Source organism: Sphingomonas sp. BL-S-30 (assembly GCF_055521475.1).
In genome coordinates, this window is the sequence record NZ_CM145481.1 from 3465147 (window position 1) to 3483294 (window position 18148).

An 18148-nucleotide genomic window follows, 5' to 3' on the forward strand; every position below is an offset into this window, starting at 1 on the left:
GGAGAGAGAACATGAGGGCCATTCTTCTTGCGTCGGCTTGCGCCGCCGCGTTCGTCGTATCGGCAACGCCCGCGCTGGCGCAGAGCACTGAACCGGAATCGACCGGACAGGACGAGGCTCACGACGCGTCCGGCAACGACATCATCGTCACCGCCACCCGCCGCAACGAACGCATCCAGGACGTGCCGCTCAGCGTCACTGCCTTCTCGCAGGAGCAGCTGACCGAAAAGGGCATCGTCGGCTTCGAAGGCATCGCCCGCGAGACGCCGGGCGTGGTGCTCAATCGCCCGACCCAGAATTTCAACAATTTCACCGCGCGCGGCATCGCCACCAACGGCTACAACGCCAATCTGCAGAGCTCGGTCGCCGTCTATATCGACGAGCTGCCGGTCTCGACCATCGGCAACACCACGGTGGTCGATCCCAATCTGTTCGACGTCGAGCGCGTCGAGTTCCTGCGCGGGCCGCAGGGCACCTTGTTCGGATCGGGCTCGCTGTCGGGCGCCATGCGCATCCTGACCAAGAGCCCGAACCTTCACGAGTTCGATTATTCCGCGCTCGCCGATATCGGCCTGACCGGATCGGATTCGGTTCGCCAGCGCTATAATGTGATGGTCAACATCCCCGTCGTGAGCGACAAGCTCGCGATCCGCGGCGTCGGCTTCTATCGCCATGAGGACGGTTATCTCGACAATGTCGGCACCGGCGTCCACAATTCGAACAAGCTGATCGACTGGGGCGGCCGCCTCGTCGTCTTGTGGCGGCCGACCGACCGGCTGTCGATCAAGCTGCTCGGCTCGTACGAGAACAGCGATCCCAAGGATTCCTCGCTGACCAGCCCCTCGCTGGGTCGCGAGAAGCGCGTGTCGGACCAGCCCGACCGCTTTACCGGCAAGCAGACGGTGATCAACGGCACGCTCGATTACGACTTCGATTTTGCAAAGCTGACCAGCTCGTCGACCTATTCGAAGTTCGACCAGCGTTTCTGGGTCGATCTCGCGGGTACTTTTCCGCCCGGATCCTATGCCGGCGCGCCAATCGCCTTCGGCCTGGATGCGAACGGCTACGACAAGGTGTTCGTGCAGGAGACCCGGCTCGTCTCGTCGCTCGGTGGCCCGTTCCAGTTCGTACTGGGCGGCTTCTATCTCAACCGCCGCCGCGACGTGGATTATTTCTACCGCTCCAGCCCCTCGTTCCTGGCGGCACGGAACATGACCGGGCTTCCCGACCAATATTATCAGAAGCAGTACACTCACCAGATCAGCGAGGAACTCGCCGGGTTCGGCGAGCTGACCTATCGCTTCTCGCCCAAGTTCTGGCTCACCGGCGGGATGCGCTATGGCCGCATCTCGGCGCAGGGCTTCACGGAAGCGGGTGGCTATCTCGCCACCGCGCCGGGCTTCTTCAATCTCAACTATCTGTCGGCCGCGTTGGCCGGGATCCGCGGACCGACCGGAGCCTATCTGCCGGTCGCCTTCACCCAGTTGACGCCGTACGCGGCCGTCACCGGCGTCAAGGCATCCGGATCGAAGCCGAACTGGAAGGCCAGCGCCAGCTTCAAGCCGACCGAGTCGGTGACGACCTATGCCACCTTCTCCACCGGCTTTCGCGCGCCGATCATCAATGCGTTCGCCGGACGGCCGAGCCTGGTCAATCCCAACGACATCATCATCCCCAATGGCGCGTCGTCGGACGATCTGAAGAGCTATGAGATCGGCGCCAAGGGGCGGTTCCTCAACGGCCAGGTGACGATCAACCTCGCCGCCTATCTGATCGACTGGAGCAATATCCAGGCGCAGGCCAATCGCGTATCGGACTCGGTGCAGTTCGCCACCAATATCGGCGGCGCGCGCAGCAAGGGTTTCGAGGTCGAGATGGGCATCATTCCCGCCAAGGACGTGTTCATCGGCCTGAACGCCTCGTACAATGATTCGAAGATCACCAAGCTCAGCGCGACCGAGGCGGCGATTTCCGGCGCGGTGCTCGGCCACAGGCTCTCCGCGCCGCGGCTTCAGGGCGCGCTCTATGCTTCCTATGGCTTCGATCTGGGCAATGAAACCCGGGCGAACCTCGCCGTGAACGCCCAATATGTCGGATCGTACAACAGCTCGTTCCCGAATACGCCGGGCGCGCCGACCGTGCGCCTGGTGACCTTTGGCGAGACCGACGAATTCGTGAACACCAACCTGACCTTCGGGCTGAAGCGCGGCGATATCTCGGCGCAGCTTTATGTCGAGAATGTCTTCGACGATCACTCGGTCACCTACATCCATCCCGAAGCGTTTCTCGTCAGCCGGTTCGGCACGCTCAGGCCGCGCACCATCGGCATCCGCCTCGGCTATGGTCTCTGATCGGTGGCGGCCGGCTCCATTCCTCCGATCGGCGTGACGGAGCCGGCCGCTGCGCGTTCCACCCGGGTGGTCGGCACGCGCTCATGGCTCATGCTGATCACGCTCACCTTCGTCTATGTGCTCAACTTCCTCGACCGGCAGCTGATCGGCATCCTCGCCAAGCCGATCCAGGACTCGCTCCAGGTCAGCGACGGCCAGCTCGGCCTGATCGGCGGGCTTTATTTCGCGATGTTCTATTGCTTCATCGCGATCCCGGTCGGCTGGCTCGCCGACCGGACCAACCGCGTCAACGTGCTGTCGCTCGCCTGCGCGATCTGGAGCGGGGCGACGATCGCCTGCGGCATGGCCGCGACCTACCCGCAGCTCGTCGTCGCGCGCATGCTTGTCGGTTTCGGTGAAGCCGGCGGCGTGCCGCCATCCTATGCGATCATCACCGACACCTATCCGCCCGGCAAGCGCGCCGCCGCGCTCGGCATCTTCAATCTCGGCCCGGCGATCGGCGCCGCGATCGGCGTCGCCTTCGGTGCGGCGATCGCAGAGCGGTTCGGCTGGCGCATGCCCTTCATCATCATCGGCGTGATCGGCATCGTCACGGCGCTGCTGGTGCGGCTGTTCCTGCGCGAGCCGGAACGCGGCGCGACCGACCAGGTGCGCGTGCCGGGCGGTTCCGACAAGGCGGAGTTCTGGCCGACCGTGCGCATGTTCTTTTCGCATCCCGTGCTGATGCTCGCGGCGCTGGGCAGCGGCGCGACCCAGTTCGTGACCTATGGCCTGGGCAATTTCGCCGTGCTGTTCCTGATGCGCGACAAGGGCATGGTGCTGAGCGAGGTCGCGATCTGGTACGCGCTGGTGCTGGTTGTCGGCATGGGCGGCGGGATGGTCATTTCCGGCCGGGTGATCGACCGCATGACGCGACGCTCGCGCGCGGGCTACGCCGTCGCACCCGCGCTGTCGCTCGCGGTCGCCATGCCCTTCTATCTGGCCTTTATCTGGGCGCCGACCTGGCCGCTGGCGCTCGCGCTGCTCGCCGTCGTGATGATGTTCAACTATTTCTATCTCTCCGCGTCCGTCGCGCTGGTGCAGGACGAGGTCAGGCCCAATCAGCGCGTGCTGGCCGGGGCGCTGCTGCTGCTGGTGATGAACTTCATCGGCCTCGGGCTCGGGCCGACCTGGGTCGGCCAGGCGAGCGACTGGTTCAAGGCGCATGGCCACGCGCAATATCTTCAATCGGCCCTGTACACGCTGACGCCCTTCTATCTGATCGCGATCGCGCTCTTCCTCTGGCTCGCGCGGATCCTGCGCCGCGAGAACCGCAACTCCGTCGAGATATCCGCATGAAACACTATCGTCTCGCCGCGCTGGCGGCTGTCCTGGTCGCCGGCCCGGCGCTTGCCCAATCGGCGACGGTCGATGCTCCCGCCGGAACCGTGCAGGGCAGCGTCCAGCGCAATGTCAGCGTCTTCAAGGGCATCCCCTATGCCCAGCCGCCGGTGGGAGCGATGCGCTGGAAGGCGCCGGCCCCTCTCCCGGCCTGGCAGGGCGTGCGCAAGGCGACCGAATTCGGTCCGGCCTGCGTCCAGCCGCATGCGCGCGGCCCGAGCATCTACAGTAACCCGCCCGCGAAGATGAGCGAGGATTGCCTGACGCTCAACATCTGGGCGCCAAAGGACGCGAAGAAGCTGCCGGTGTTCGTCTGGATCCATGGCGGCGCGCTGGTCAGCGGCTACAGCCATGAGCCGGTCTATGACGGTGCGCGCATGGCGGCGAAAGGCGCGATCGTCGTCTCGATCAACTACCGGCTCGGCATCCTCGGCTATCTCGCCCATCCCGCGCTGAGCGCTGAGTCGGCGGAAGGCATTTCGGGCAATTACGGCCTGCTCGACCAGATCGCGGCGCTGGAATGGGTGAAGCGCAACATCGGCGCGTTCGGCGGTGACACCGGTAACGTGACGATCGCCGGGGAATCGGCGGGCGGGCTGAGCGTGATGTACCTGATGGCCTCGCCGCGGGCGCGCGGGCTGTTCCACAAGGCGATCGCCGAAAGCGCCTATATGATCTCCACGCCCGAGCTGAAGCAGACGGCGCACGGAACGCCCTCCGCCGAAGCCTCGGGCGTTCAGGCAATGACCGTGCTGGGTGCCGCCGACCTGCCGGCGCTGCGCGCGATGGACGCGGAGAAGATCACCGACACCGCGGCGGCCAAGGGCTATGGCCCCTGGGGCGCGATCGACGGCAAGGTGCTGACCCGCCAGCTCGTCGACACCTGGGATCGCGGCGAGCAGGCTCCGGTGCCGGTTCTCGCCGGCTTCAACAGCGGCGAGATCCGCTCGCTGCGCATCCTGCTGCCGCCGGCGCCGGCGAACGCCGCGGCCTATGAGACGGCGATCCGCGGCCGCTATGGCGATCTCGCCGATTATTATCTCGCGCTCTATCCCTCGGCCACGATCGACGAGAGCATGCTCGCCAATACCCGCGACGCGCTCTACGGCTGGACCTCGACGCGGCTCGCGATCGGCCAGACCGCGATCGGCCAGCGCGGCTATCTCTATCTGTTCGACCATGGCTATCCGGCCGCGGACGACAATGGCCTGCACGCCTTCCACGCCTCGGAACTGCCCTATGTCTTCGGCACGGCCGGCCAGACCCCGCCTTATTGGCCGAAGGTGCCCGACGCGCTGGCGGAGCGGCGCCTGTCCGATGCGATGATGAGCTATTGGGTGTCGTTTGCGACGACCGGCGATCCCGTCGCCAGGGACCAGCCCGCCTGGCAGCCTTATGGCAAGGACGCGAATTACATGGCCTTCGCCCAGGCGCCGACGCCGGGCAGGAAGCTGTTCCCAGGGATGTTCGCGCTGCACGAAGCGGCGGTGTGCCGCCGGCGGGCGGCGGGCGACCAGCCATGGAACTGGAATACCGGCATCGTCTCCCCGGTTCTGGCAAAGGCGGCGACCTGCAAATGATCGACGGAGAAATGCAGCCGTTCGACCTGACGCTCGACAAGTTCCTGGAACACGCCGCCAAATGGCACCCCCGTCGCGAAGTCGTCACCGCGCGTGAGGATGGCGGGGTCGACCGGATCGGTTATGCCGGCTTGCTCGAGCGCAGCCAGCGCGTCTCGGCGGTGCTGGCCGGGCTCGGCGTGCGGACCGGCGACCGGGTCGCGACGCTTGCCTGGAACAGCCAGGCGCATGTCGAGGCCTGGTATGCGGTCATGGGCATGGGCGCGGTGTGCCACACGCTCAATCCCCGGCTGACCGGCGCGCAGCTCGGCGCGATGGTCGAGCAATCGGGCGCGCGCATCCTGATCGCCAGCGCCGACCTGATGCCGCTCGCCGCCCAGATCGTCGAGCGCGTGCCGGGGATCGAGTGCGTACTCGTCATCGACGGCACGACTCAGCTCAAGGCGGGCGCGGCCTCCGTGCTCGCCCTCGAGCCGCTGATTGCCGAGGCCTGCGCCGATGTCGCCTGGGGCGGCTTCGACGAGACCGCGCCGTCCGGCCTGTGCTTCACCTCGGGCACGACCGGCGCGCCCAAGGGCGTGACCTATACCCACCGGTCGAGCTTCCTCCACACGCTGCGCCTGTTGCAGGCCGATGTGATGGCGATCTCCGGCGTCGACAGCGTGCTGGTGGTGGTGCCGATGTTCCATGCCAATGCCTGGGGCCTGCCCTTCGCGGTGCCCGCGGCGGGCGGCAAGCTGGTATTGCCCGGCCGGCAGATGGACGGCGCGAGCCTCGCGCGGCTGATCGCCGCCGAGGACGTGACGATCGCCGTGGGCGTGCCGACCGTATGGCTCGGCCTGGTCGAGCATCTGGAGGCGACCGGTGGCGAGGTGCCGTCACTGAAACGGATCATCATGGGCGGCGCGCCGCTGCCGCCGGCGCTGATGGAGCGGATCGAGCGCCGGCTGGGCGTCACCATCCAGACGAGCTGGGGCATGACCGAGCTGTCGCCGTCGGGCACGGTATCCCTGCCCAATGATCCGGCGCGGTCCGCCGCGCTGGCGGGTCGCCCGGCGATCGGGGTCGATCTGTTGCTGGTCGATGCCGATGGGGTCGCCCTGCCCCAGCAGCGCGGACCCGAAGGGCATCTGCGCGTGCGCGGCGCGGCGGTGGTCGAGCGCTATTTCGGGCAGGAGGAAAGCGCGACTGACGCGGATGGCTGGTTCGGGACGGGGGATCTCGCGCGGATCGACGCCGACGGCAACCTGATCATCACCGGGCGGGCCAAGGACCTGATCAAGTCCGGCGGCGAATGGATCAACCCGGCCGAGATCGAGGCCGTGGTCGGCGCCCTGCCCGAGGTGTCGCTCGCCGCGGTGATCGGCCGCCAGGACGAGAAATGGGGCGAGCGCCCGATCCTGCTGGTCGAGATGCGCGACCAGCAGGCGATGAGCGACGAAGCACTGCTCGCGCCGCTGAGGGGCCGGGTCGCACCCTGGTGGATCCCCGATGCGATCGTGCGCTTGCGGCATATGCCTCTGGCGTCGACGGGCAAGATCGACAAGATACGGTTGAGATCGGAATATGGCGGCGTCTGAGCCACGGTCCAGCTGCCGGCTGGCCCGACGCCAGCCACGGCAAGACAGAAAGGCGCTCATTGCCCGAAGACGTTACACCCCGCCGGCGTTCCACCAAGGCGGAACAGCGCGCCGAGATGATGGAGCAGATCCTCGACGCGGCCGAATATCTCTTCTCGAAACATGGCCTGTACGGCGTGACCCTGAAGGATGTCGCGAAAAGCGTGGGCGTCCACCACACGCTGCTCAATTATTATTTCGACGACAAGAAGACATTGTTCGACGCGGTGTTCGCCAGGCGGGCGGTGGTGACGATCGAGCGGCGGATGAAAGCGCTCGACGAATATGACGCCGCGACCGCCGGCAAGCCGACCGTCGAGGGCGCGCTCCGCGCGTTCCTCGATACCGATCTCGACCTTTATATCCAGGGTGGCGAGGGCTGGAAGAACTACGCCGCGCTCGGCGCGCAGGTGGCGAACGTGCCCGAATGGGGCGCCGAGCTGATGGACACGCATTTCGACCCCGTCGTGCTGCGCCTGATCAGCCTGTTGAAAAAGGCCCTGCCCGACTGCGCCGAGGCCGACATCTTCTGGGGCTATCACTTCGTCACCGGCGCGCTGATGCTGACGCTGGCGCGCACCGGGCGCATCGACAAGCTGTCGGGCGGCCTGTGCAAGTCGGACGACTTCGTCGCGGTGAAGGACCGCATGGCGTCGTTCATGGCCGCGGGTTTCGTGGAATTGTGCCGGCAGCGTTCGGGTGCGACGGCGATCTGAGGCGGCGGCCTCATGAACCGCCAACGGACGCGTTGCGCGGTGCCAGAACGATCGTCGGCAAGTCCTTTTCAGCGCAAGTAACGGGGTTCTGCGCTACCCATAGGACCCCATAGGCGGCTCATCCTCAAGCGACGGAGCCTCTCATGAACGATCCCCATGTGACGATCGAACCCGCGACCCTCTATTTCGGCACGCCCGTGGTCCTTATCAGCACGCAGAATGAGGACGGCACGGCCAATCTTGCGCCGATGTCGTCGGCATGGTGGCTCGGCTGGCGTGCCATGCTCGGCCTCCAGACGGCGTCGCAGACACCGCAGAACATGATCCGGACGGGGCAGTGCGTGCTCAACCTGGCGTCACCCGCCCAGGCGGACGCAGTGAACAGGCTGGCGCGTCTCACCGGCACCGAGTCGATACCCGACCTGAAGCAGCGTCTGGGTTACGCCTATGAGCCTCGCAAGTTCGAAGCAGCCGGGGTGACGCCGATCGCATCGCAGACCGTGGTCGCGCCGCGCGTCTTGGAATGTCCCATCCAGCTGGAAGCCGTGGTGGCGGCGCGCCACGACATCATGGCCGACGACCCCCAGGTTGCCGGACTGATTTCGGCCTTCGAAGTGCGCATCACCCGTGTTCACGTGCATCCCGGCCTGCTCATGGACGGTCACGAGAACCGGATCGATCCCGCCAGGTGGCAGCCTCTCATCATGAACTTTCAGAAGCTCTATGGCGTCTCCAGTGCAGAGATCGTTCCGTCCCGCCTCGCGGCGATCGAAGAGCAGCACTACCGCATGCCTGACGTCGATCGCGCTCGCGAGGAGGTGCTCGAACTGGCGCTTTGAGATTTGACTGCACCTGCTGCCATATTATGGCAGCGGGACCAGACAACGACCGGAGGTGCCCCTTGTCGCGCGCGCAGCGGCTTCTCGACCTGATTCAGGTGTTGCGCCGTCATCGGCGCGCCGTTGCGGGCGCCGTGCTGGCGGAAGAACTCGGCATATCCTTGCGGACGCTGTATCGCGACATCGATGCCCTGAAGGCACAGGGCGCGCATATCGATGGCGAAGCGGGCGTCGGCTATGTGCTCCGGCCGGGCTTCATGCTGCCGCCGCTGATGTTTTCCGAGGAGGAAATCGAGGCGCTGGTGCTCGGGTCGCGCTGGGTTTCGGAACGGGCGGACGGGCTGCTCGGCAAGGCCGCACGCAACGTGCTGGCCAAGATCGGCGCGGTGCTTCCCGAGGACCTCAAGGACAGTATCGACGCGTCGGGCCTGTTGATCGGGCCGGGCGAGCCGATCGCCGCCGGAGATACCGAGCTTGCCGCGATCCGCGAGGCGATCCGGTCCGAACGAAGGGTGCAGATCGCCTATGCCGACGAACAGGGGCTCGCCACCCAGCGCGCGATCTGGCCCTTTGCGCTGGCCTTTTACGATCGCGTGCGGGTCGTCGTGGCATGGTGCGAATTGCGCGGGGGCTATCGCCATTTCAGGACCGACCGGATCACTGCGCTCGACGTGACGCCAGGCCGCTACCCGCGTCGGCGTGCCGCGCTGCTCAAGGATTGGCGGATGGTGCGCAATATCCCCGAGCAATGACCACGGCCTGACTGCTGACAGAAACTGACAGCATGATTGCGTAAAGCATTCTGGCCGGCGGGCGATCCCGCCTCCGCCGGCCAGAGGAGACCATCATGCCGGATTTCAGCTTCCTGCTGCTTCACGTCGAAGACGATGCAGCCAGCGCCGCCTTCTACCATGCATTGCTCGACATCCCGATCATCGAGCAAAAGCCGGGCTTTGCCATGTTGCCGTTGCGAGACGGAGTCATGCTTGGCCTGTGGGGGCGCGAGACGGTCGAGCCTAAGAGCAGTGGCCAGACCGGCGCCAGCGAGATCGCCTTTGCGGTCCCCGATGGGACCAGCGTCGAGGCGATTCATGCAGACTGGCAGCGGCGCGGCGTGCCGATCCTTCAGGCTCCGACACAGATGAGCTTCGGTACTACCTTCGTCGCGCTCGATCCCGATGGCCACCGGCTGCGCGTGTTCGCCCCGGGCACCTGACCGGCGCATCCAGTTTCGGTGACAGTTTACTAAATAGGCTATTTAGTAAACTGTTGGAGTGCACCCCAGTGTTGAGACACGATAATTAGGGACAGCGCGTTGCTGTCATGGCGAGGGGCTGCTGCGCAGCACCCCTGGCGACATTTCTTCATACTCGTCCGGTGACAGATAGGCCAAGGCGGAGTGCAGGCGCTGTCGGTTGTAGACCTGCTCGATGAAGGCGCCGATCTCGGCCCTGGCATGCGCGAGATCGCGGTAGTCTGCGCCGTTTACCTGCTCCTGCTTCAGCGTCTTCATGAAGCTCTCGGCCATCGCATTGTCATACGGGCAGGCGATCCGGCTCATGCTGGGCAGGATACCGACGGCCTCCAGACGGGGGATGTAATCGCCACACGCGTACTGAACGCCGCGGTCGGAGTGGTGGACCAGCGCACCCGATACGACCGGGCGCCGCTCCAGCGCCATCGCAAGCGCATCGAGCGCCAGCTCCGCGCGCAGGTGATCCGCCATTGCCCAGCCGACCACCTTGCGACTGAACGCATCGAGGATCACCGCGAGATAGACGAACGCCTCGGCCAGGCGGACATAGGTGATGTCCGCCACCCACAGCTGATTGACGGCGGTGGGCATCAGATGACGCGCCAGGTTGGGCCACACCCGCCAGCCATGGCGCGAGTCTGTGGTGGCCGGCCGGAACAGTGGCTTCCTCAGGCACAGCAGGTTGTCCTCCCGCATCAGGCGAAGCACGCGCTTGTGGTTGATGACCCAGTCATCGCGCCTGAGCAGCGCTACGATCCGGCGATAGCCGTAATGCCGGTGCGTGATGCAAAGGCGTTGCAGCCGATCGCGCAGCGCCGTCTCCTCGACCTTGGGGGCGCTATCGTGCCAACGCCGATAGAAAGCGGCCCGGCTCACCAGAGAGAGCCGGCACAACTGCTCCACCGACAGCATCGATCCACAGCCTTGCAGACCTGTCATCGCCTGAATCTGGGCGATGACCCCGTCACGCCATTGCCGTCGCTCGGCTGACGTGACGCCTCGATACGCTGCAAGGCACCCCTGAAAAAATCCAGCGCCACCTGCTGCTCGCCGACCTTGCGCTCCAGCTCGGCAATCTGCTGCCGCGCTTCGCTCAGGTCACGCGCGCGCGCCGCCGGACCTCGCGCCAGCGCCATCGCTGCCTTCTCCACGCCGTTGGGGCGGCCGGGGCCATCGCGTAGCGCTTCTTCGCCACCATCGCGAACCGCATCACGCCAACGGTACAGGATCGTCCGCTTGATCCCCAACTCGCGCGATAGCGCCGTCCCGCTCTCGCCCGCCGCCATGCGAGCGACCACCTCCAGCTTGAACGCTCGGCCAAATCTTCGTCGAACAATCTTGGACATCAAACCCTCCTCCAAAAGGGCTGTCCCTAATTTTACTGTCTCAATCTAGGGGTGCACTCCACTGTCACCGAAACTACGCTAAATAGGCGAGACGGCAGCGCCCCATTCAGCGCCGCCTACCAGCCCGACTGGCCGATAACGCCATCCAGAATGGCTTGTGTTGCGACGCAAAGCGGGCCGCCGAGCGCCGTTCCCGTAAGACGAAGAATCGGTGCCGATCCGTCCGTGTCGCCCAGAGTGCGAAGTTCGACGACATGAAAGATGGTGGCGTATCCCCCTTGATAATACCAAACAATCGCTCGATCATCGAAGAAATAGGCGCGAACGAACTGGCGATGGGGCAATCCCTTCGACGCGTTGTCTTCCACGTCGAACGGTATGAATCGTTCCCCGACATCAGCCATGTCAAGCTTCTGTCTTTTGAATTCTGCAGCAATCTCGGGGGCATCACGCATCGCCGTGACGAGACGGGCGGGACGGGAGAAATGGCACGTCGCCGGTACGGGAGCGTCAGGGCGGGTGGCAACGGTCTGCCCGGTAGCGGGGCTGAATAAACCAGACAAACAAAGAGACAACGCTCCAACCACGAGCTTCAAGTTCGACATGACCTGCTCCCGATAACGAATATAATTTACTATAGGGAGTGCGCCATTTCCACGATGCCATCGCGTGTGATCGGCAACCGGACCGAAAGCGCTGGCCGCCACCCAGCAGTCCCGGCGTGAAATGATATTCGCTATCTTGTGAGTGAATGAGAATCGCGATATTCCGCACCGCAAGATCAACGAGAAGGGGAGCTGTGGGATGTCACTGAAGGGACGCGTCGCGATCGTCACGGGTTCGGGCGGTGGATTGGGGCGCGAGCATGCGCTGTTCCTCGCGCGGCAGGGCGCGAAGCTGGTGGTCAACGACCTCGGCCTCGAGGCGGCCGAGCGAGTCGCCGCCGAGATCGTCGCGGCCGGGGGCGAGGCGATCGCCGTCGCCGGATCGGTGACGGACGAGGCAGCCGTCGCGGCGATGGTCGCCACGGTCATGGCGCGCTGGGGCCGGATCGACATTCTGGTCAACAATGCCGGCATCCTGCGCGACAAGAGCTTCGCCAAGATGAGCATCGACGATTTCCGCCTGGTGGTCGACGTGCACCTGATGGGCGCCGCGATCTGCAGCAAGGCGGTGTGGGACATCATGCGCGAGCAGCGCTACGGCCGCATCGTGATGACCACCTCCTCGTCCGGGCTCTACGGCAATTTCGGCCAGGCCAATTACGGCGCGGCGAAGATGGCGCTGGTCGGGCTGATGCAGACCCTGGCGATCGAGGGCGAGAAATACGGCATCCGGGCAAATTGCCTCGCCCCCACCGCGGCGACCCAGATGACGCACGGCGTGCTCGCCGACGAGAGCCTGAAGCTGCTCGATCCGGCGTTGGTGAGCCCCGGCCTGCTGGCGCTGGTCGGCGAGGAAGCGCCGACACGCGCGATCCTCTGCGCGGGCGCGGGCCATTTCGCGACGGCAAGCGTGACCTTGTCGGATGGCTATTATGTCGGGGCCGGCGCGGATGCGGGCGAGCAGGTCGTGGCGCATTGGCGCGAGGTCTCGGACCGGACCGGCGAGATCGTGCCGGCCTATGGCTTCATGCAGGCCGAGCGCGAACTGGCGAATGCTGGGCTGGTTTCCGAGGCGGTTGCGATACGGGGGTAGTCGCTCAACCAAATCCAGCCGTCACCCCGGACTTGTTCCGGGGGCCATCGTGCCGCACACCATAGGCTTCGGCTCTCGCGGCACGATGGATGCCGGAACAAGTCCGGCATGACGGCGTGATTGGCGCTAGTCCCGCTCCCGATCCTGTTCACGCTGGGCCTTGCGTTCTTCCCTGGCGCGCTTCTCGTCTTCCTTGCGTTGTTTTCGGCCGGCGTTGCGGTCAGCCTCGTCCTGGCTGGTCGTCGCCCAGTCGGCGGTCTTGCTCACCACCTTGACCGGCGCGGTGACGACGCTCGCCACCGTGCGGACGCAACCGCCGGCGAGCAGCGGAACAAGGGCCATCAGGGGGAGCAGGAATTTGCGCATGCGGTTCTCTTTCACTGTGGGCGCGTGAGCCTCGCCCGGGCATCACGGGCCTCGACGCCGATTCCGGCGAAATCCGTGAAGAAGCCGTCGATGCCAAGGTCCAGATAACGCTGGATTTCGTCCGAAAGACGGCCATGGCCGCGCGGATTGATGCCGACCCGCATCGAGGCGGGCAGGAAGAAATTCTCCGCGCGGAAGGTCCAGGGATGCACGCGCAGGCCCGCCTTGTGGGCATCGGCGACGATGCTCGAGGGCGGCTCATTGCCCTTCATCACCAGATCCTTGTTGGGGCCGATGCCCCAGGCATAGGCAGCGATCGCCTTCAGCCCCTCGGGCGTCGCCATCGCGGCATAGCTGGGCGCGGCGCCGTCCGCCGGCGCGCCGCTCGCGTCCATCAGCTGGATCAGCCGGACGCGGGTCAGCTTGTTCAGTGCCTTCAGATTGTTCACCTCGAAGGACTGGATGAACACCGGCGCCTTCGCATCCTTCCAGCCCGCGGCGTTGAGCTGCGCGACGAGCTGTTCGTTCGTCGGCAGGCCGATCGAGGCGAAATAGGTCGGGTGCTTGGTCTCGGGATAGATGCCGATGGTGCGCCCGCCGACCGAGCGCTTCTTGGCCAGCGCGATCACCTCGGCAAAGGTCGGGATCTCGAACTGGCCGTCATATTTCATGTTGTCGGGGCGGAGCATCGGCAGCCGCTCCTTGGCGCGCAAGGTCTTCAGCTCGACGAGCGTGAAATCCTCGGTGAACCAGCCGACATGCTTCTCTCCGTCGATCGTCCTGGTCGTCTTGCGACCGGCGAATTCGGGGTGGTTCGCGACATCGGTCGTCTCGGTGATGTCATTCTCGTGCCGGGCGACCAGCACGCCGTCCTTGGTCGGCACCAGATCGGGCTCGATGAAGTCGGCGCCCTGTTCGATCGCCAGCTCATAGGCGGCGAGCGTGTGTTCCGGGCGCAGGCCGCTGACGCCGCGATGCGCGATGACGATGGGCGGCGACAGCGGCGTGGCAGGCGAAAGCTGAGTCACCGGCGCGGTCTGCCCGATCGCGGCGGCAGGCGCCAGCGCAAGGGCAAAACTCAAAAGATTTCGCTTGCGCAATGACGTACGAAAAAGTTTCACTATGCTATCCATTACCGGAAACGATCCTTCCCAAACGCGTTACCCCAATCAGCCAGGAGGGGCGACCCCATGCACTTCACGATCAACGGCGCTGAGCATGACGCCGATCCCGATATCCGCGCATCCCTGCTCGATCTGCTGCGCGAGCATCTCGGCCTGACCGGCACCAAGAAGGGGTGCGACCATGGCCAGTGCGGCGCGTGCACCGTCCTGGTGAACGGGCGACGGATCAATGCGTGCCTGACGCTCGCGGTGATGCATCAGGATGATGACATCTTGACGATCGAAGGCCTGGGCAACGCGGAGGCTCTGCACCCGCTCCAGGCAGCGTTCGTGAAGCATGACGGGTTCCAGTGCGGCTATTGCACGCCCGGTCAGATCTGCTCCGCGGTCGGCATGCTCGACGAAGTAGCGAAGGGCTGGCCGAGCCATGTCAGTGGGTCGCTCGACAATATCGAGCTGACCGATGTGGAGATATCGGAGCGGATGAGCGGCAATCTCTGCCGCTGTTCGGCCTATCCGAACATCGTCGACGCGATTTCCGAAGTGGCCGGGCTTGCGCCCGCTGGTCGCGAGGTCGCCACCTCATGAAGACGTTCGAATATGCCAAAGCGGACACTCCCGAGGCAGCGGTAGCCGCAGGCGGGCGTTTCATCGCGGGCGGGACCAACCTGCTCGACCTGATGAAACTGCAGATCGAGACGCCGGAAAAGCTGGTCGATATCAGCCGGCTCGATCTCGCGACGATCGAGGAGCGCGCCGATGGCGGGCTGACGATCGGCGCGCTGGTGCCGAACAGCGATCTCGCCGCCGACCCGCGCATCATCAAGGGGTATCCCGTGCTCAGCCGGGCGTTGCTCGCCGGCGCCTCCGGGCAGCTTCGCAACAAGGCCTCGACCGGGGGCAATCTGCTCCAGCGGACGCGCTGCTATTATTTCTACGACACCGCCATGCCGTGCAATAAACGCGCGCCGGGATCGGGCTGCGCGGCGATCGGCGGGTTCAACCGCATCCTCGCCATCCTCGGCACCAGCGAGCAGTGCATCGCGACTCATCCGAGCGACATGGCGGTGGCGATGCGCGCGCTCGATGCGGCGATCGTCACGCTGCAGCCGGGCGGCGACCGGCGGCGGATCGCGATCCATGATTTCTACCGGCTGCCTGGCGACACGCCGCATATCGAAACGGTGATCCAGCCGGGCGAGCTGATCACCCATATCGAACTGCCCCCGCCGCCCGCCGGCAAGCAGCTGTACCGCAAGGTCCGCGACCGCGCCTCCTATGCCTTTGCCCTGGTGTCGGTCGCGGGGCTCGTCTCCGTCGAGGACGGCAGGATCGCCTCGGCCGCGCTCGCGTTCGGCGGGCTGGGGCCGATGCCGTGGCGCGATCCCGCGGTGGAAGCGGCGCTGATCGGCCAGGCGCCGTCGACTGCGGCGTTCGAAGCGGCGGCGGATGCGTTGCTCGCGGACGCGAAGGGTTACGGATCGAACGACTTCAAGATCCCCCTCACCCGCCGCACCTTGATCGCCTGCCTGCGCGACCTGACGGCGGAATGAGCCGGGCCAACGCCCTGAAGATGGACCGGCCGGTCCCGGTCAGCCTGCTCGACCATGGCGCGCAGGGGCTGATCGGTGAAGGGATCGACCGCACCGAGGGGCCGTTGAAGGTCTCGGGCGCGGCGACCTATTCGGCTGAATATCGCTTCGACCGGCTCGTTCATGGGTATCTGGTCGGCGCGCCCTTCGCGCGGGGCAAGGTCACCGGGATCGACGATAGCGCCGCGCGGGCGATGCCGGGAGTGATCGACGTCGTGACCGATCTCGACCGCTTCCTGCGCAACCCGCAACAGGCCGGCAACCCGAAGGCGCCGACTCAGGGCGTGCGTGATGTCCGCTATGCCGGGGAGATCGTCGCGATCGTCGTCGCGGAAAGTTTCGAACAGGCGCGCGACGCCGCCCGCGCGGTGCGGATCGACTATGAGCCGGTCGAGGGCCGCTTCGATTTCCATCGGTTGCGCGGCGAAGCGGAAAAGCCGGGCGACCGGCTGGTGCCGGCCCATTTTTCGCAGGGCGATGTCGATGACGCAATGCGCAAGGCTGCCTGGTCCGTCGATCGCATCTGGACCACGCCGAGCCAGAGCAGCGCGGCGATGGAGCCGCATGTCTCGATCGCGTCCTGGGACGGCGACAGGCTGACGGTCCATGGCTCCTATCAGGTGGTGGCCCATAACCGGCTGCAACTGGCCGATGCGCTGGGACTGAAGCCGGAGCAGGTACGGCTGGTGTCGCGTTATGTCGGTGGCGGTTTCGGCTCGAAGCTCGGCCTTGCGCCCGAGGCGGTCGCGGCGGCGATCGCGTCGAAAGCGGTCGGGCGCCCGGTCAAGGCTGTGATGTCTCGGCCTCAGGTGTTCGAGACGACGATCCGACGTTCCGATACCGAACAGCGCGTCCGCCTAGGCGCGGACGAAGACGGCATACTGACCGCGATCGGGCATGAGACGATCTGCAGCAACTTGCCCGGCGAGCCCTATTTCGAGCCCGCCGGGGTGGCGACGCATTTCCTTTATGGCGGCGCCAGCCGGCTGATCACGCACGACATGGTCAGCCTCGACCGGCTCCTGTCGGGGTCGATGCGCGCGCCGGGCGAAGGCAGCGGCATGCTCGCGCTGGAAGGCGCGATGGACGAGCTGGCCGAAGCGGCGGGCCTCGATCCGGTCGAGCTGCGCAAACGCAACGATCCCAAAGCCGATCCGGAAACCGGCGTGCCCTTTTCGACCCGTCAGCTGAGCCGCTGCCTCGACGAGGGCGCCGCGCAGTTCGGCTGGGACCAGCGCGACCCGACGCCCGGCACGCGGCGCGAGGGCGAATGGCTGATCGGCATGGGCGTGGCCGCGGCGGCGCGGAGCAATCTGCTGCGGCCCTCAGCGGCGCGCGTGGCGATCACGCCCGACGGCAAGGCGCTGGTCGAGACCGACATGACCGATATCGGCACCGGCAGCTACACCATCCTCGGCCAGATCGCGGGCGAGATGCTCGGGCTGCCGGCCGACCGGGTCGAGGTGCGGCTGGGCGACAGCGATTTCCCGCCCGCCGCTGGGTCGGGCGGATCGTACGGCGCGACCTCCAGCGGGTCCTCGGTCTATCTCGCCTGCGAGGCACTGCGCGCGCGGCTGGCCGAAGCGATGGACTGCGCGACCGAGGCGCTGACCCTGAAGGACGGTTTCGCCGTCGCGGAGAATCGCCGCGTACCGATCGGCTCGCTGGTCGGCGACGGGATCGAGGCGACCGGGGAAATCTCCCCTGGCGCCCAGGCGAAGGAGACGCGGCAGGCCGCCTATGGCGCGCATTTCTGCGAGGCAGCGGTCAATGCGGTGACCGGCGAGGTGCGTGTGCGTAGGATGCTGGGCGTGTTCGCCGCGGGGCGCATCCTCAACGCCAAGACCGCGCGCAGCCAGGCGATCGGCGGCATGATCTTCGGCATCGGCGCCGCGCTGACCGAGGACCTGATCCACGATCCGCGCAACGGCAAGATCGTCAACCGCGACCTCGCGGAATATCACGTGCCGGCGCATGCGGACGTGCCGCATATCGAGGTGACCTTCCTCACCGAGCGCGACGTGCACACCAACCCGCTCCACGCCAAGGGTATCGGCGAGCTGGGTATCTGCGGCGCAGGCGCGGCGGTGGCGAACGCGATCTACAATGCGTGCGGCGTGCGCGTGCGCGACTTTCCGATCACGCTCGACAAGCTGCTGGCGGGGTTGCCGGATTTATGACTTCTGCATCTGTAAGCACCCTCGCCTCGCCAAAACCTGCTTCCCCGGCGAAGGCCGGGGTCCAGTTGGGGGACAAAAGGAAAGGCGCGCACCGCGCCGTCA

At 65.9% G+C, this 18148-nt stretch carries 17 protein-coding genes; 12 read left to right on the plus strand and 5 right to left on the minus strand.

Features of this window, described 5'->3' with window-relative positions; all coding sequences use genetic code 11:
* The first annotated feature begins 11 nt into the window (after positions 1-11).
* From ACZ1I5_RS16135 to ACZ1I5_RS16170, 8 genes are all read left to right on the plus strand, one after another.
* Positions 12-2351, plus strand: a complete 2340-nt coding sequence (locus tag ACZ1I5_RS16135; protein WP_465170252.1) for a TonB-dependent receptor — start codon at positions 12-14, stop codon at positions 2349-2351.
* 3 nt (positions 2352-2354) lie between these two features.
* Complete coding sequence (locus ACZ1I5_RS16140) at positions 2355-3689, plus strand: spinster family MFS transporter (RefSeq protein ID WP_465170253.1); 1335 nt, start codon at positions 2355-2357, stop codon at positions 3687-3689.
* Entirely contained in the window at positions 3686-5311 is a 1626-nt protein-coding gene (locus ACZ1I5_RS16145; protein WP_465170254.1) for a carboxylesterase/lipase family protein, read from the plus strand. Before ACZ1I5_RS16140 ends, ACZ1I5_RS16145 begins: the two co-directional genes overlap by 4 nt.
* Positions 5308-6891 (plus strand): AMP-binding protein, encoded by a 1584-nt coding sequence (locus ACZ1I5_RS16150; protein ID WP_465170255.1) that lies wholly within the window; start codon positions 5308-5310, stop codon positions 6889-6891. The genes ACZ1I5_RS16145 and ACZ1I5_RS16150 overlap by 4 nt, the downstream gene beginning before the upstream one ends.
* Before the next feature lie 59 nt (positions 6892-6950).
* Positions 6951-7646, plus strand: coding sequence for a TetR/AcrR family transcriptional regulator (locus ACZ1I5_RS16155; protein ID WP_465170256.1), 696 nt, complete (start codon positions 6951-6953; stop codon positions 7644-7646).
* 143 nt (positions 7647-7789) lie between these two features.
* On the plus strand, positions 7790-8485 hold the full coding sequence (locus ACZ1I5_RS16160; RefSeq protein WP_465170257.1) for a flavin reductase family protein: 696 nt from the start codon (positions 7790-7792) through the stop codon (positions 8483-8485).
* Positions 8486-8547: 62 nt separating this feature from the next.
* Entirely contained in the window at positions 8548-9237 is a 690-nt protein-coding gene (locus ACZ1I5_RS16165; RefSeq protein ID WP_465170258.1) for a helix-turn-helix transcriptional regulator, read from the plus strand.
* Positions 9238-9332: 95 nt separating this feature from the next.
* The gene (locus tag ACZ1I5_RS16170; RefSeq protein WP_465170259.1) at positions 9333-9701 is read left to right on the plus strand and encodes a VOC family protein; all 369 of its coding nucleotides are present in this window, start codon (positions 9333-9335) and stop codon (positions 9699-9701) included.
* A 105-nt stretch (positions 9702-9806) separates the two neighbouring features.
* On the opposite strand, the gene ACZ1I5_RS16175 is transcribed toward ACZ1I5_RS16170, so the two are convergent.
* The 3 genes from ACZ1I5_RS16175 to ACZ1I5_RS16185 all read right to left on the minus strand — a co-directional run bounded on the left by ACZ1I5_RS16175 (position 9807) and on the right by ACZ1I5_RS16185 (position 11691).
* Positions 9807-10652 carry an IS3 family transposase gene (locus tag ACZ1I5_RS16175; protein WP_465170260.1) on the minus strand — a complete coding sequence of 282 codons (846 nt, stop codon included), beginning with the start codon at positions 10650-10652 and terminating at the stop codon, positions 9807-9809.
* 23 nt (positions 10653-10675) lie between these two features.
* Positions 10676-11086: a transposase gene (locus tag ACZ1I5_RS16180; RefSeq protein ID WP_465169738.1), complete on the minus strand. Its 411-nt coding sequence runs from the start codon at positions 11084-11086 to the stop codon at positions 10676-10678.
* Between the two features lie 116 nt (positions 11087-11202).
* Entirely contained in the window at positions 11203-11691 is a 489-nt protein-coding gene (locus ACZ1I5_RS16185; RefSeq protein WP_465170261.1) for a hypothetical protein, read from the minus strand.
* A gap of 199 nt (positions 11692-11890) precedes the next feature.
* Between ACZ1I5_RS16185 and ACZ1I5_RS16190 the strand changes: the two genes are divergently transcribed.
* Positions 11891-12784, plus strand: coding sequence for an SDR family NAD(P)-dependent oxidoreductase (locus ACZ1I5_RS16190; protein ID WP_465170262.1), 894 nt, complete (start codon positions 11891-11893; stop codon positions 12782-12784).
* A 126-nt stretch (positions 12785-12910) separates the two neighbouring features.
* Here ACZ1I5_RS16190 and ACZ1I5_RS16195 read toward each other — a convergent pair whose 3' ends face one another.
* Together ACZ1I5_RS16195 and ACZ1I5_RS16200 are read right to left on the minus strand one after the other, a co-directional pair.
* Positions 12911-13150, minus strand: a complete 240-nt coding sequence (locus ACZ1I5_RS16195; protein ID WP_465170263.1) for a hypothetical protein — start codon at positions 13148-13150, stop codon at positions 12911-12913.
* A gap of 11 nt (positions 13151-13161) precedes the next feature.
* The gene (locus tag ACZ1I5_RS16200) at positions 13162-14283 is read right to left on the minus strand and encodes a glycerophosphodiester phosphodiesterase (RefSeq protein ID WP_465170264.1); all 1122 of its coding nucleotides are present in this window, start codon (positions 14281-14283) and stop codon (positions 13162-13164) included.
* A gap of 57 nt (positions 14284-14340) precedes the next feature.
* On the opposite strand from ACZ1I5_RS16200, the gene ACZ1I5_RS16205 reads away from it, so the two are divergent.
* The 3 genes from ACZ1I5_RS16205 to ACZ1I5_RS16215 are packed head-to-tail and all read left to right on the plus strand — an operon-like array spanning position 14341 to position 18046.
* Positions 14341-14862, plus strand: a complete 522-nt coding sequence (locus ACZ1I5_RS16205; RefSeq protein WP_465170265.1) for a 2Fe-2S iron-sulfur cluster-binding protein — start codon at positions 14341-14343, stop codon at positions 14860-14862.
* Entirely contained in the window at positions 14859-15827 is a 969-nt protein-coding gene (locus tag ACZ1I5_RS16210; protein WP_465170266.1) for an FAD binding domain-containing protein, read from the plus strand. The genes ACZ1I5_RS16205 and ACZ1I5_RS16210 overlap by 4 nt, the downstream gene beginning before the upstream one ends.
* Positions 15824-18046, plus strand: coding sequence for a xanthine dehydrogenase family protein molybdopterin-binding subunit (locus ACZ1I5_RS16215; RefSeq protein WP_465170267.1), 2223 nt, complete (start codon positions 15824-15826; stop codon positions 18044-18046). Before ACZ1I5_RS16210 ends, ACZ1I5_RS16215 begins: the two co-directional genes overlap by 4 nt.
* Positions 18047-18148: the final 102 nt, after the last annotated feature.